10 protein-coding genes are annotated in these 15,950 nt (G+C 42.7%); 4 read left to right on the forward strand and 6 right to left on the reverse strand.

Annotated features, from left to right (window positions below; all coding sequences use genetic code 11):
- Position 1 precedes the first annotated feature (1 nt).
- The 4 genes from M2369_RS14850 to M2369_RS14865 all read left to right on the forward strand — a co-directional run bounded on the left by M2369_RS14850 (position 2) and on the right by M2369_RS14865 (position 7,325).
- On the forward strand, positions 2–1,843 hold the full coding sequence (locus tag M2369_RS14850; protein ID WP_045034695.1) for a bifunctional homocysteine S-methyltransferase/methylenetetrahydrofolate reductase: 1,842 nt from the start codon (positions 2–4) through the stop codon (positions 1,841–1,843).
- Entirely contained in the window at positions 1,827–5,255 is a 3,429-nt protein-coding gene (gene metH / locus M2369_RS14855; protein ID WP_259254770.1) for a methionine synthase, read from the forward strand. Before M2369_RS14850 ends, metH begins: the two co-directional genes overlap by 17 nt.
- Before the next feature lie 117 nt (positions 5,256–5,372).
- Positions 5,373–6,308 carry an anti protein gene (locus tag M2369_RS14860; protein WP_259254771.1) on the forward strand — a complete coding sequence of 312 codons (936 nt, stop codon included), beginning with the start codon at positions 5,373–5,375 and terminating at the stop codon, positions 6,306–6,308.
- 159 nt (positions 6,309–6,467) lie between these two features.
- A complete protein-coding gene (locus M2369_RS14865; RefSeq protein WP_041507477.1) occupies positions 6,468–7,325 on the forward strand; it encodes a GNAT family N-acetyltransferase in 858 nt (285 codons plus the stop codon).
- Between the two features lie 45 nt (positions 7,326–7,370).
- On the opposite strand, the gene M2369_RS14870 is transcribed toward M2369_RS14865, so the two are convergent.
- From M2369_RS14870 to M2369_RS14895, 6 genes are read right to left on the reverse strand one after another with little or no spacing between them, the layout of a single operon-like run.
- Positions 7,371–9,185 (reverse strand): IucA/IucC family protein, encoded by a 1,815-nt coding sequence (locus M2369_RS14870; RefSeq protein ID WP_035700240.1) that lies wholly within the window; start codon positions 9,183–9,185, stop codon positions 7,371–7,373.
- A gap of 13 nt (positions 9,186–9,198) precedes the next feature.
- A complete protein-coding gene (locus tag M2369_RS14875) occupies positions 9,199–10,548 on the reverse strand; it encodes a lysine N(6)-hydroxylase/L-ornithine N(5)-oxygenase family protein (protein ID WP_100324871.1) in 1,350 nt (449 codons plus the stop codon).
- A complete protein-coding gene (locus M2369_RS14880) occupies positions 10,523–11,077 on the reverse strand; it encodes a GNAT family N-acetyltransferase (RefSeq protein WP_259254772.1) in 555 nt (184 codons plus the stop codon). Before M2369_RS14880 ends, M2369_RS14875 begins: the two co-directional genes overlap by 26 nt.
- Positions 11,074–12,855, reverse strand: a complete 1,782-nt coding sequence (locus M2369_RS14885) for an IucA/IucC family protein (protein ID WP_259254773.1) — start codon at positions 12,853–12,855, stop codon at positions 11,074–11,076. Before M2369_RS14885 ends, M2369_RS14880 begins: the two co-directional genes overlap by 4 nt.
- Positions 12,852–14,348, reverse strand: coding sequence for a pyridoxal phosphate-dependent decarboxylase family protein (locus tag M2369_RS14890; protein ID WP_259254774.1), 1,497 nt, complete (start codon positions 14,346–14,348; stop codon positions 12,852–12,854). The genes M2369_RS14885 and M2369_RS14890 overlap by 4 nt, the downstream gene beginning before the upstream one ends.
- Positions 14,335–15,681 carry an aspartate aminotransferase family protein gene (locus M2369_RS14895; protein WP_017360200.1) on the reverse strand — a complete coding sequence of 449 codons (1,347 nt, stop codon included), beginning with the start codon at positions 15,679–15,681 and terminating at the stop codon, positions 14,335–14,337. The genes M2369_RS14890 and M2369_RS14895 overlap by 14 nt, the downstream gene beginning before the upstream one ends.
- Positions 15,682–15,950: the final 269 nt, after the last annotated feature.

Genomic DNA, 15,950 nt, shown 5'->3' on the forward strand with positions numbered 1-15,950 from the left:
AATGGGCCTATTACAAGACTTACAAAATCGCGTACTGATTGCTGATGGAGCAATGGGAACACTTTTATACTCTTATGGCATTGACCGCTGCTTTGAAGAATTAAATTTATCGAAAGAAGATGAAGTCAAAAGAGTGCACGAAGCTTATGTGCAAGCTGGAGCGGACATTATTCAAACGAACACATACGGCGCGAATTATATTAAACTATCCCGCTATGGCTTAGAGGAAGAAACAAAACGCATTAACACAAAAGCTGTACAAATTGCTAAAGCAGCCGCTGGCTCAGCTTATGTCCTCGGAACGATCGGCGGCATTCGAACATTTAACAAAAATGCCTACTCTTTAGACGAGATTAAACGGAGCTTTAGAGAACAGCTCTATATCCTTTTAAATGAAGAGCCTGATGGGTTACTGCTTGAAACATATTACGATATTGAAGAAGCAAAAGCCGTTCTTGAGATTGCTCGCAAAGAAACAGCGCTTCCGATTGTCATGAACGTCTCCATGCATGAGCAAGGTGTATTGCAGGACGGTACACCGCTAAAAGACGGTTTATCTGAATTATCCTCACTTGGCGCTGATGTCGTCGGCATTAACTGCCGATTAGGCCCTTATCATATGATTCAGGCACTTGAAGGCGTTCCACTTTTGGAAAATTCTCATTTATCTGTCTATCCAAACAGCAGTCTTCCCTCCCTTGAAGAAGGCAGACTCGTCTATGATACAGATAATGATTATTTCCGAAAAAGTGCACTTGAGTTTAGAAATCAAGGCGCACGAATCATTGGAGGCTGCTGCGGAACAACCCCTCAGCATATTAGCGCCATGGCTGAGGCGGTCAAAGATTTAGCACCTATCACCGAAAAAGAAGTGAAAGTATTAAAAGAAGAAATCATTTCCATCCAAGATCAACGGACAGAACCAGGTCTTGACGAGCTGGCTGTGAAAAAACGTTCGATTATCGTCGAGCTGGACCCGCCGAAGAAGCTGAACTTTGAAAAATTCCTTATCGCAGCGAACGAATTAAAAAGTGCAGGCATTGATGCCCTCACGCTGGCCGATAACTCTCTAGCTACCCCGCGTATTAGCAATGTGGCATGCGGCGCTTTATTAAAACAGCAGCTTGATATGCGTTCACTTGTCCATATCACATGTCGTGATCGCAATTTGATTGGACTCCAATCCCACTTAATGGGGCTGGACACGCTTGGACTAACCGATATTTTAGCCATCACAGGCGATCCGTCTAAAATTGGAGACTTCCCAGGTGCGACATCTGTGTATGATTTAACCTCCTTTGATTTGATCCGTCTGATCAAACAATTTAACGAGGGGCTATCTTTCTCTGGGAAACCGCTCGGGAAAAAGACTAATTTTTCAGTGGCTGGCGCGTTTAATCCCAATGTCCGTCATATTGATAAAGCGGTCAAACGCCTCGAGAAGAAAATCGAATACGGTGCCGATTATTTTATTTCACAACCTGTTTACTCTGAGGAACAGCTTGTGAAGATTCATGAAGAAAGCCGACATTTGGATAAACCGATTTACATCGGTATTATGCCGCTAACAAGCAGCCGAAATGCTGAGTTTATTCATCATGAAATTCCCGGCATTAAATTGTCTGACTCGATTCGTGAGATTATGGCCAAGGCAGGCGAAGATAAAGAAAAGCAGCGGACAGAAGGGTTAGCGATTGCCCGCTCTTTATTAGATACAGCCTGCGAATTGTTTAATGGTATCTATTTAATTACCCCTTTCCTTCGATCAGATTTAACAGCAGAACTGACAACTTACATCCATCAGAAAGAAAAGGAGCCAAACATCCATGCCAACTATCACTGAACAGCTCAAAAAACGCATCCTCGTCCTTGACGGTGCAATGGGCACAATGATTCAAAACGCCGATCTCACAGCAGAGGATTTCGGCGGAGAAGAGTATGAGGGCTGTAACGAATATTTGAACGTCACAGCCTCTCATATTATCTCCACGATTCACCGGCAATATCTTGAAGCAAGTGCAGATTTAATCGAAACAAATACATTCGGCGCAACGAAGCTCGTTCTCGATGAATATGGACTTGGCCATCTCGCCTATGAATTGAACGTAAAAGCAGCTCAGCTGGCAAAGCGTGAAGCAGACCGTTTGTCGACACCAGACTGGCCCCGCTTTGTTGTAGGCGCAATGGGGCCCACTACAAAAACATTATCCGTAACAGGCGGCACAACGTTTGAAGAGCTCGTTGCAAATTATGAAGAACAAGCCCGCGCCCTGATTGATGGGAAATGTGATGCTCTTCTTTTAGAAACAAGTCAAGACATGCTGAATGTCAAAGCTGGATTTAAAGGTATTCAAGAAGCCTTTCACGCGACCGGTATTGAGCTGCCACTGATGGTGTCAGGGACGATTGAACCAATGGGCACCACCCTTGCCGGTCAAGATATTGAAGCCTTTTATATCTCACTTGAGCATATGAAACCAATCAGCGTCGGACTAAACTGTGCAACTGGTCCAGAATTTATGACAGACCATATCCGTACACTCTCCTCCATCTCAAAGTCGGCTGTCAGCTGCTATCCAAACGCTGGTCTCCCTGATGAAGAAGGGCAATATCACGAATCCCCTGCTTCGCTTGCTAAAAAAATTGCCGCTTTTGCAAAAGAAGGCTGGTTAAATATCGTCGGCGGCTGCTGCGGTACAACGCCTGCACATATTCAGGCATTGTCAGATGAAGTACGTTCGCTTCAGCCCCGCAGCATGTCGCATGAGTCATCACCGCATACCGTATCAGGAATCGAGCCCCTCATTTATGAAGAAGCAATGCGCCCCCTCTTTGTTGGTGAGCGCACAAATGTCATTGGTTCACGCAAATTCAAACGGCTCATCGCAGAACAAAGGTTTGAAGAGGCCGCAGAAATTGCCCGTGCTCAAGTGAAAAATGGCGCTCACGTCATTGATGTGTGTCTAGCAGACCCTGATCGTGATGAGATAGCAGACATGGAAGGCTTTTTAAAAGAAGCCATGAAAAAAGTGAAAGCTCCTTTTGTCATTGATTCAACCGATAAACATGTCATCGAAAAAGCACTCATGTATTCTCAAGGAAAAGCCATTATTAATTCTATTAATTTAGAGGATGGAAAAGAGCGCTTTGAAGAGATTCTTCCGCTTGTCAAGCTATATGGCGGCGCACTTGTTGTTGGAACAATCGATGAAAAAGGGATGGCCGTCACAGCAGATCGAAAACTTGAGATTGCCGTAAGATCCCATGACCTGCTCACGAAAAAATATGGAATCCCTGCGCGTGATATCATTTTTGACCCGCTTGTCTTTCCAGTAGGTACTGGAGACGAACAGTATATTGGGGCTGCTGAAGAGACGATTAAAGGCATTGAGCGAATCAAAGCAGCACTGCCTGAATGTCTCACCATTTTAGGCATTAGTAACGTGTCTTTCGGACTCCCGCCAGTTGGCAGAGAAATATTGAATGCCGTTTATTTGTATCACTGCGTAAAAGCAGGGCTTGATTATGCGATCGTGAATACTGAAAAGCTTGAACGCTTCGCTTCAATTCCAAAGGAAGAAATCAAGCTGGCTGAAACTTTACTTTATGAAACAAATGATCAAACCCTTGCTGAGTTCACCCAATTTTATCGCGGGAAAAAGAAAACAGAGAAAAAACCAAAGATCTCCTTATCACTTGATGAAAGGCTAGCACTCTATGTCGTCGAAGGGACGAAAGAAGGCCTGATTGATGATTTGGCCCTTGCTTTGGAGAAATTTGAATCACCTCTTCATGTCATCAATGGACCATTAATGCAGGGAATGTCAGAGGTTGGGCGCCTTTTTAATCAAAACGAATTGATTGTAGCTGAAGTCCTCCAATCCGCTGAGGTCATGAAAGCATCTGTTTCATACCTTGAGCAATTTATGGAGAAAAAGGACGCAAGCGGCAAAGGGAAGATTCTCCTCGCCACCGTCAAAGGAGATGTCCATGATATAGGGAAAAACCTGGTCGACATCATTTTGAGCAATAATGGCTTTCACGTCGTCGATCTCGGAATCAAAGTAACCCCACAAACATTGATTGAAGCGGTGCAAAAAGAAAAGCCAGATATGATTGGACTATCAGGTTTACTTGTCAAATCAGCACAGCAAATGGTCTTGACCGCTCAAGATTTACAAAAAGCAAACATTTCTGTTCCCATTTTGGTGGGCGGCGCAGCGCTTTCACGGAAGTTTACGAAGATGAAAATTTCGCCTCAATATGATGGTCCCGTCCTTTACGCAAAAGATGCAATGGACGGCCTGTCTTTAGCGAATGAATTAAGAGCGAACCCTCTTCAATTTCAAACAAAACCCTTAGAGGATCAAGAAACACTCCATAAGGAAAAAGAAACAACGCAGCCAAAAGCTGTGATTGAATTACTAGAAAAACGCGCGACACTTCCGGAGGCATCGATTTTCACGCCAGAAAATACGAAACGCCATTATGTACGGGATATTGATTTGCACCACATTATGCCCTATGTCAATGAGCAAATGCTGATTGGCCATCATCTCGGTTTAAAAGGAAAGGTCAAAAAGCTCTTGGCTGAACAGCATCCAAAAGCATTGGAATTAAAACAGCTGATCACAGATCTTCTTCAAGAAGGCAGAGAGAAAAACTGGTTTGCACCTGCATTTGTCTATCAATTCTTCCCTGCCAGTTCAAATGGGAATGATCTGCATATCTATGATCCAGAAGCGCCTGACCGCGTCATTGAGACATTCCAATTTCCAAGACAGGAAAAACTTCCGTACCGGTCTATTTCTGATTATGTGCGGAAAAGCGGAGAGAACGAGAAAGATTATATCGCCTTATTTGCAGTGACGGCTGGTGCCCGCATACGAGAGGTTGCGCAGCAATTTAAACAAGAGGGTGACTATTTAAAAATGCATGCGGTCCAAGCTTTAGCACTTGAGCTTGCAGAAGGATTGGCTGAACGAACGCACCAAGTAATTCGTGATAAATGGGGATTCCCAGACCCAGTCGATTTCACGATGGAGAAACGGTTCCAAGCCAAATATCAAGGTCAGCGCTATTCCTTTGGCTATCCAGCGTGCCCTAATCTAGAAGACCAAGAAAAACTATTCCACCTGCTGCAGCCAGAAAAAATCGGGATTCATCTCACAGAAGGGTTTATGATGGAGCCCGAAGCATCCGTTTCAGCCATTGTCGTTTCTCATCCTGAAGCTCGATATTTTAACGTTCACTAAAAAAACCTCCTGAATTGGAGGTTCTTTTTATAAATAAAAATGGAATAAATATGAAAAATTACGTTTATTTACCGATATTATAAATGAAAGTCATTTACTTAAAAGGAGATGTTTGTCATGTTCAAAAAGAAGATCGGGGTTTTATTGCTTACAGGCCTCTTTATCGCTAGCCCTCTTTTCCAATCACCTGCTCAAGCAAGTGAACCTTCTACGAAACAAACAACATATTATACAGAAGAATTGGAGCATCTGTATCCAGACAGTGATTATGCAAACAATGATACGATGGAAAAAGCTCAATTCTTACAGCACTCTCTTCATCTAAACAAGACCTATTTATATCACGAAGGTAGTATCTCTTCTATGAATGACATTGATTTTTACCGATTCACCAGCTCTAAATTTGATGGAGCAGATGGCCGCTTTTCTATCAAACTCGTCAATGTGAAAGCTGGAAATGATTTTGATCTTTATCTTTACAATCAGAGCGGGTCACTCGTGTCTTCCTCTGTGCGGACAAACAACCAAAATGAAATCATCCATATGCCGAAAATTGCCGCAAGCACTGACTACTATTTAGCCGTCAAACCAAAGCAATTATTAAATGAAGAGGACAACATGTATCGTATTGTCTTTGATAAAAGTATTGAAAAAGGCACAACCAAACGATATGGATCACCTGCCACATTGAATAGTTTCAATGAAGCTGGATCTCCCAATTCTTCTTTTGATTTAAGCAGCTTGCCGCAGGATGCCGTTGTCACTGGCCTGTCATTAGAAGCTGAAAAAGGCAGTACAAATGCATATAATTATGTATTCACTGTCTCTTCCTTAAAAGGCGGAACAGTGAACGTACCTTGGAACGGTCAAAAAGTAGATATCTCTTCTTATAAAACCAGTCAAGTACCAGCAAAAGACCGCTTTTTTGTTTCTTTTAATGCAACCGAGGTTCCTCAATTGATCGGTGGACGGTTAATCAAAGTAGGCGTTGTCTCAATTAAAAACTTACAGCTCACCTTTGAATATGAATACAATCGCGATCTCAATTATTAAACCATACAAAAGGAAAAGGGAGCACCGAAGCGCAGGACTGACACCAAATGCGAGGGTTTGTCTATACGCTGAAGGAAAAGGTATCCCCTTTTCCTTTTTCTTATGCGTTCTTATGGTACGATACATATAGAGAAATCAGCTAAGAAGGAGTTGCGTGTATTGGCAAACGTTATACAACGAACTTTAACCCTTGATGACATACCAGACCTTGTCGCATTGTCAAAAGAGGTCGACTGGCCTGATTACAATGCGGAAGAGCTCACATCTCTTTTAACAAATGGACATTTTACCGGTTTTACAACAACTGACGGACAAGTCATTTCATGCGCTGGACTTTTTCAGTATGACAGTGTGGCATCAATTGGGGCGGTCATTGTATCTGAGACACATCGAGGCCTCGGTCTTGCCCGTCAAATGATTGACACACTGCTTCGTCATAGTGATCCAAGTGTCCCTGTCGTTTTAACAGCTACTGTACAAGGACAGCCAGTTTATGAAAAAATCGGCTTTCAGACAGCCGGTTATATTCATACATACAAAGCACAAAAAACAAATCCTAGTGCGCTTCACCCGTCACATCAGATTCATCTTTTTCCCGCTGATGAAACGCACCTCCCGTCTATTGAAAGGCTGGATGAAAAAGGCGCAGGAACCAATCGATCAAACTTCTTAATAAAGCGAATGGAGCGAGCAGCATTTAAACTGATCGCAAAGGATGAACACCACGAAATCACCGGCTTCGCATTTGGTGTGGAAACACCAGCTAATCTGATGATTGGCCCGCTTGCAGCAAACGATGAACAAACGGCGCTATCACTCATTCAATCACTTCTCACGTCTTATTCTGGCGCCTTTCGTTTAGATATGCAGGAAGAAACAGCTGAACGCCTGCATACATCACTTGTAGAAGCAGGATTTACGAAAACAAACGTCGCACATTTTATGATGATTCGCGGGAACGAAAAGCAGAATGATCCGGCGTTTCTCTATTTCCTGGCCTCACAAGCATTTTCTTAAAAAATCAAAAAGCTGTAGACAGATGTTGTCTGCAGCTTTTCTTTTTTATTTTTCGCCTACGGATGAGAGAACTTGAGCGAGTGCATTTGTGACCTTGCCATGCTCTGATGCATGCGGCCGGTCATCTCCGTCTCCATAGCCGTAATCAATCATGCGATTACGGTTTAAGCAAAGCTTTGTCAGCTGAGGCTGGAATAGATCAAATAAAGCAAAACGATCTTTTAGCTGTGGAAATTGCTTTTGATACTGCTGAATTTCTTCTGCAAGCAAGCGCCAAAGCGTCGTTTCATCTAACAGATTGTGATTGTCTAACACATTTGACACGTAACGAAGATTGCAAATAAACAGGCCCGTAAAAATAAATTGTACAAGACCCTCTGGCGGCTCACTACGCAGCACTTCCTTTAGATCTTCTTCTAATGAAGCCAATTCAGGCAGCGGTTGATCACTAATGTTCACATCATCAACAAAATCTTTGATCGCCAAACGATGCGGCTTATGATCTTTTAATACAAGAATTGTATTTTGTCCGTGAGGTGAAAACACCGTGCCATATTGATACATAAAGTGCAGAAGCGGCGGCATGACAACATGGAAGAATGACGCCATCCATTCTTTTGCTGACAGACCCGATTTTTCAATGAGCTGCTTCAGATAAGGCTCGCCTTCATGATCTTCATACGTCAGTGCTGCCAACGTAACAGGGCTCTCCCCTTCATCTAAATACGTATAAATGCTTTCTCTAAAAATGACCCCAAGCATTTCAAGGTATTGATATGGCGCACCAGGTAGCTTGCTGTAATAAGGATGATCAACATTGATACTCGCATTCTCACCTGGTAAAATCACGCGGCATACATCGGATAAAAAGGCGTCTTGATCGGCGATTCCTTTAATATGTGCTGTAATACGAGGAGCAATCACCGTACGTTCTGATGGGAGCCCCCGGTACACTAGCGTATTTAAAATACTCATTGGCAGTTTAATATGATGCTTGCCTTTATTTGAGATGTTTGTAAAGGTTCTGATCGATTGCTGTGGAATATATTGATCCAGCCCTTCTCCTAAATACACAATACGGCGCATGGCTAAATCTTCAGGGAAATGCTGGATGATCATATGCGTCCACTGCCATTTATGAACAGGCATCATATAATAATCAGCCGCATTCAGCCCTTCATCCTTTAACACACGTTGGAATTGACGAATCGTGACTTCGTCTAATTCCTTGGCAATGATGTGCTCATAGTTCTCATGATCGACCGCATGGAAAGTCGCAAGTTCTCGGTGAACAGCAATCCAAGACAGCTGCACACATTCCTGCCTTTCAGGTGCATAGGCTAAGTAATCATCGTAGCTGAACCCAATACGCCCTTTGTTATAGACGATCCACGGATGACCAGTCATCTCGCCTTCAATCCATGCATAATCTGTATCTGTTAGCTCATCTGCACGAAGTGCTTTTTTCGACAGCAAATGAACATCCGCTAACAAGGTATGGTGAAGCTCTTTGATCAGATGACCAGTTGTTTCAGAAGACATTGGGATGATTGGCTGAATGTCTAGTAAAAACACAATGGCACTAACATCCTTTGTCCATGTTCCGTCTTGACAGCACTCGATCGATTCAGCAATCGTATCAAAACTATCAAACAAACGAGGTTTTGCGAGATAACGATATTTCTTCTGTTCGTGAATGATTAATTCATATTGGGCGATGCCATCCTGATGGTTTAGCTGAACGGGATGAAGCATATCCTCATACATATATTCGGACAGCATTTTTGCCACCATTCGCTGGTTTGCTTTTTTCCAAGCAGCAGGATTGACCGCTTTTTTCAATTCATCTTGTACACTCATCGGTTCATCCTCCTTACCCTTTGATTTCTTCAAATGTATTTGCGTGTTTATGTGTACCGAATGTCTGGAAAACATGCTTTTGATAAAGTGGATACACAGGTCGACGAGCCAGTTCATTGATAATGACACTGTTTCGGTACGCCCCTAGCCCTAAATCTGGTGCGCCTACTCCATGTGTATGAAGCTCTGCATTTTGTACAAAAATATCATTCTCACCTAATGTGTTTGTTTTCAATCGATATTCACGTTCAACCTGGAAGCGTCCTTGATGATCCCACTGAATATGATGGGAAATCGGATCAATAAATGGCGGTAATACAGATTGATAGCCCGTTGCCAAGACGACAATGTCTGTCTCATGCGTAAAGGATTCCTCTTTTACCCATTGATTGCATGAAAGCGATAAGCCGTCCCTCGTTTCCTCAATCAAATTGACTTCCGTCATCGCCTGCAGCACGGTGTTCAGCTGCTCTCCGCAAGCAGAACGTTCATAAAGCAAGTGATAAATATCTCGGATCATCGCTGAGCTGATGCCTTTATACAGCAAATCTTGCTGCTTTAATAGCGCATCTTTTTTAGGCTGCGGAAGCTCATAAAAGAAATCAATATAGTCTGGAGAGAAATACTCAAGACCCAAATTTGAATATTCCATTGGGAAAAACCCTTTAGAGCGTGTAAACCAATGAATATCCTTCGCCTCATCGTCTGATAAAATGTCATAGAATACTTCTGCCGCACTTTGACCAGAACCGATGACCGTCACGGATTTTCCTTTAAAACAGCCTTCTTTCTTTCGTTTCAAGTAATCAGCAGAATGAAACACCCGATCCCCTAAAGCTGGCTGAAGAGATGCTGGTACCGCAGGCTGTGTACCGATACCTAAAACAAGATGCTTACTTTCAAACACCTCTATCGTTTGATCTTTCACATGACGGACATGCACTTCATATCGTTTTTCTCCAGCTTTTTCAACGATGGAGACAGATTCGACATTCATGCCAAATCGGCAAGAATCTAATTGATCCGCGACCCAGCGGCAATAATGGCTATATTCCTTGCGTGGGATATGGAAGTCTTCTAGAAAGTAAAATGAATACAAACGGTTTTGCTCCTGCAAATAGTTGAGAAAGCTATATTTGCTTTTCACATCCGCCATACTGACAAGATCCGCTAAAAAGGGGACTTGAAGTGTTGTCCCTTCAATGAGCATACCTGGATGCCAGTGGAACGCTTCACTTCTTTCAAAAAACAAAGCGTCAATTTCGTCTACTTCTTCAGATAATGCAGCAAGCCCTAGGTTAAATGGTCCAATGCCAATCCCAATGACATCCACTACATTATTTTGCTTGTTGAACCGCGTCATGGTTATACTTCCTTTCAAATCGATCTCGATGACAAAACATCAAAAGACCTGTTTTATCTGGTAAAGTGACTGGTTTCACACGTTCGAATCCACACTTTTCAAAGACATGAATCATTTTTTCGTTCCGAATATCTGGCTCAGCCACGATTTTTTCTGTTCGTTTGTTCTGCTCAAACTGAAATGCTGTCATGGCTTGAAGCAGCGGAGCCGCAAATCCTTTCCCTACATAATCTGGCTTTCCAATTAACAGGTGAATGCCTTGATCATGCGGAGAAGGCTCATAGTACGATTCAATGATATCCCCTTTCACATTGTATGCTTCAAAATAGCTCATCGGCGTGCCATCAATGGTTCCTAAATAAAGGGTTTGATGCGGATCATGAATGGCCTGATAAAAGTGCTTTTCAAAAGCAGGAAATGGAATATTCAAATGCCAAAATGGGTGGACATACTCTTCTTGCATCCACTTGTGGACAAGCTGGACGTCCCGTTCATATTCAGCGCGAATGAACCCAATTCGATGCCTCATCCAATCAGCGCCTCCTTATGTAAAAAGAGCGGATTCAACACAGACGTGTACCTGGATTGAGTTTCTAAAGAACCGGTCAGCTCATCCATATCTTCAAACCGCGTGAGTAAGTTCGCTTTTGAAGGCAGCTCCTGTGACCGGAGAAGACTGTTCGTCAGCTCAGATGCACCATATGTCTCTTCATGCGCAAGCAGTGTGTCTCTAATCAGGGCTAATAAATCTTCTTCTTTTGCAAGCCCCTCTGTACCAAAACCATTCACAAGACCAAACAAATGATTAAAGAAGAAATAGTAACGCAGTCTCTCAACCGCTACATCGTCTGCACAAATGGTTTCACTTCTGACGCTTAAGTTTTGAACAAGCTTCGCAAGCTGATCCTTTTTCGATTCGCTATAATAGTAGCCTTGGTTGTCACGATAATAGAATGTGTGCGGATATCCATTCTTTAGCTGTACGACAGCATTTTGCTGATGGGCTTCAAGAGCAAGTCCATACGTTTCAAACAGCCAAAGCATCGGCTCTAACGCAATCGATAAATATTGTGTGAACCAATCACGGCTGACATCTTCTGTTGATCTGCCTTCAGCATCTGCTAATTCATGGATAATGCCTGAAAGGCGTGATTTTTCTCCATATGCATGATCCTGACATAGCCCTGCAATTAAGCTTGCCCCTTTTTCATGATGCAAAAATGGATTTTGACGAATGACGACTTCAAAGCCAGATTCCGCCTCATCCCCTTGAATAGATAGATACGCAGGATCTTCAATCACACGGAATCCAGAGAATTTGTCATATAAAGAAACGCCTAATTCTGTTTTTAAGATACGAGACATCTCAACTCCACGATCAAGTTCCTTTTGTTTGTTAACGCGTAAAGAGTTTGTGATCTTTACAGGGACAGAGAATTTAAGCATGTACGCAGAGTCTTTTTGATAGACCGTTCTAAAGGAAGATGTCGCTGTGTATTCAGATCCTAGCGGCCCTAAATACGTCAGCATCCCGTCCTCTATATAACGCTTGACGAACGCTTTCTCCATGACCACTTGGACTTGTAGCGGATGAATCGGAATCAGGACATATTCACCGCCTTCTGTTAACGTCGTCAGTCTCTCTTTTTCTTCTGGCATCTGGCGCATGATCTCCTCAAACATGAGACTTGCCGCAGATTGTGAAAGAGAAGAATCCTGAAGCACAATTGACGGATGTGCTTTAAAGTAATGAAGCTGGAAAGAGCCTTTAAGCTCAGGAGAATAAATAGCTTCCTCCTCTTCTGTCATTCCTTGTCTGCTTTTTGGTGTAGGATGCGTTAAATGCCCAAGAAGAAGTGACTGCTCCGCTTCAATATATTCAAAATCAGCTGAAGAAAGAGCCGCTCGATCACTTTCTCTCTCTCTGATGAATCGTTCAATATTCCGGCAGCTTAAAATGATGCGAAGCATGAACTCATCCTCTGCATCTGTGCGGCCATATTCAATGAGAAGTTCCTTTGAACATAAAGCAACAAGTGTGGTGTAATCGATGATCGTTCCCTGTTGCTCACTGCCTTTCGGGCGAAAGCGAACGGGAAAATCAAAGAGATGACGGCCTACAGGCGAAAAATATCGAATCGGAATGACAAGCTCAAGATTTTGTTTTGCTAATGCTGCTACAAATACAAGTGAGCCGTCTGCTTTTGTCTTTTTCTTTGCAGATCGATCAATTCCTGTTTCACGTAAAAAACAGTTTAAAAAGCTTTGCATAGTTGCATTTTCAGCCATTTGTTTATATTGACTCAACGTAGTACCCTCCCGGATTGAATATGAGCGATCCCGATATCAACAATGTCAGAAAGGATTTCCTCAATATGTGTAATAGTCGTTCTCGGATTTAACAAAGTGAATTTTAAGCAAGTTTGACCATCGGCTACTGTTTTTGCTACGACAGCCGTTCCTGTTTGGAAAAGTGTGCGATGAATGATTTTATTGATGTCCTCTGCTTGTTGATCATCTATAAAACGAAACACGACTGCATTGATTTCTGGATCAGGATTGATCACCTCAAGATGCTCATTTTTCTCAATCAACGTAGCCACATCTTTCGCAAAATGGATGGTATGGTCAATGATACTTGCAAACCCTTCTTCTCCAATCATACGCAGAGAGAGAAGGAGTTTTAGCGCATCAAACCGGCGCGTCGTCTGAACAGATTTATTCACGAGATGCAGAATGCCTTCCAGTTCATCTTCCTTTGGATTGAGATAATCTGCGTGGTAATCAATCAAACCAAAATGTCTTTTATCCTTTAGTAAAAATGCCCCGCAGGAGATCGGCTGATAAAATTGCTTATGAAAGTCAATCGTGATCGAATCAGCCAGCTCGATGCCATCTAATTTTCCTTGGAAGGTTTTACTTAATACAAGCGCTCCTCCATAGGCAGCATCTGCATGAATCCACAAACCGAAAGGCTTCACCATGTCATATATGTCACGTACAGGATCAATACTGCCAAAATCAGTTGTCCCGCAAGTCGCCACGACTGCAAATGGAAGCAAATCCTGCTCTTTAAGCTCCATAAGCTTCTTCTGCAAATCATGCAGGTCCATTCGGTGATGTTCGTCCGTCTCAACTAACACAACAGCCTGTTCACCTAAACCTAGCTGAGATGCTGATTTTTTCACAGTGAAGTGGGCATTCTTGGAGCAAAGAATCCGCATACGGTTTGCCTCGCTCGGCAACCCTTTCTGCTGTACATTCCATTGCCAAGTGTTTTCACAAAATGCATCTCTTGCTAAAAGCAGTCCCATGTAGTTAGATTGGGTTCCACCGCTCGTAAAGGTCCCATCTGCTCGTTCTCCATAAGAAAATTTTTCACATAACCACTTGAGGATTTCCTCCTCAACCAAAGATGCAATGCCGCTTTGATCAAAGGAATCCATTGATTGGTTAAAGGAACTTACGATCACCTCTGCTGCCAGAGCAGGAATAAGAGGTGGGCAATGCAAATGTGCCAGGCATTTAGGATGTGACACATCAACTAAATGCGGTAAAAGGTGATTTTTTATATCTTGAAAAACAGACTCAATGGATTCACCAGCCGGTTGAATCTGGAATAACGATTCGACATGAGCCGCTAATTTCCCAGGCAATATTCCGCTATACGGTCCTCTGCTTGTTTGCCACTCTGCCAGTAAGCTGTCGATGGATGTGTAGAGAGCCGCTCGGAAGGACTCCCTCCCAAGCTGGCTTTGTTGAATAAATAATGAATCGACAGATGGTTTAGTTGACTGCATCGTAAACTGCCTCTTTAAAAATCGTGATGACTTTTTCAAGCTGTTCTTCTGTCATGATCAAAGGCGGTAAGAATCGAATCACACTTCCAAAACGGCCTCCTGTCTCCACAATTAAGCCTTTATCAAAACAATTCTTTTGAATGAGACTGGCTAGCTCTGGATTTGCTGGATAACTGCCGTCCACATCCTGTTTCTCATCTGGATTCACAACTTCAACACCAATCATTAATCCTCTTCCTCGCACATCACCGAGAGCAGGCACTTGTTTTTGAATGTCTTTTAGATTGGCCTGCATACGCTGACCAAGTGCTTCTACATGATCAAGCAGATTGGTTTCTTTTATATATTTAAGCGTAGCAGTTCCAGCTGCCATCGCCATTTGATTTCCTCTGAACGTGCCAATGTGTGCACCTGGATTCCATTGATCTAAGTCTTTGTCATAAATCACAACGGATAGCGGAAGGCTTCCCCCAATTGCTTTTGATAACACAATGACATCTGGCACAATACCAGCATGTTCAAAGGCAAACATCTTACCAGTTCGGCCGATGCCTGATTGAACCTCATCAATAATAAGTGGAATTCCTTTTTCTTTTGTGATTCGTCTCATTTCTTGTATCCATTCAATTGATGCCGGGATGGAGCCGCCCTCCCCTTGTACCGCTTCAAAGATCATGCCTGCTGGCGGGAGAATTCCACTCTCAGGGTCATTTAATACACGCTCAATATAAGAGCTGGAAATGCGATGTGAGTCTTTACCGCCAATTCCAAATGGGCAGCGGTATTCGTATGGATAAGGCAGGAAGTGAACATCTGGCATTAATCCTTGTACTTTTTCCTTTGGCGATAAGTTGCCGCTTAATGACATCGTGCCATGTGTAGCACCATGATATGCTCCGTGGAATGATAGAATGGAACGATTTCCCGTCGCTGTCTTGACTAATTTAATTGCTGCTTCTATAGCATCACCACCAGTTGGTCCACAAAATTGAATTTTTGCTCTTTTTGCAAACTCTTCTGGCAAGTGAGAAAAAATCTCATTCACAAATTCTTCTTTAATCTCTGAAGTGATGTCCAGCGTATGCAACGGTCTTTTTTCATGAAGCATACGTTCAATAGCATCTATAACAACCGGGTGATTGTGACCAAGGGCAAGGGTTCCTGCACCTGCTAGGCAGTCATAAAATTCTCTACCATCTGCATCTGTCACGATCATACCTTCGGCTTTTTGCATGGCTAATGGGAACCGTCTCGGGTAAGACCTTGCATTAGATTCTCTTTGACTTTGTTGCTCTAAAAATTGCTGATTTTTAGAAACGGTTTTGATGGACATAATAAAACACTCCTCCAATTGATAAAGATTATCATTTTCATTTACTAGCCTAGAGGATGTAAGATACGAAAGTCAATTGTATTCAAAAAGATGATTCTAAAAGCATATGAATGCTATTTTCTCTTTTTAACGAGTAATTTCGTGTATTTTTTACAACATCTACAGCCATAAGGGCGATGTAACGTTTGAGTATGAAAAATATTGAAAAAAATTACAAAACAATTCTCCTGGTTCTTTTGCTCTATGCGTTGTAGCTCCCTTGTTTGATA

The organism is Bacillus sp. JUb11 (assembly GCF_024807925.1).
Taxonomy (GTDB): domain Bacteria; phylum Bacillota; class Bacilli; order Bacillales; family Bacillaceae; genus Bacillus; species Bacillus altitudinis.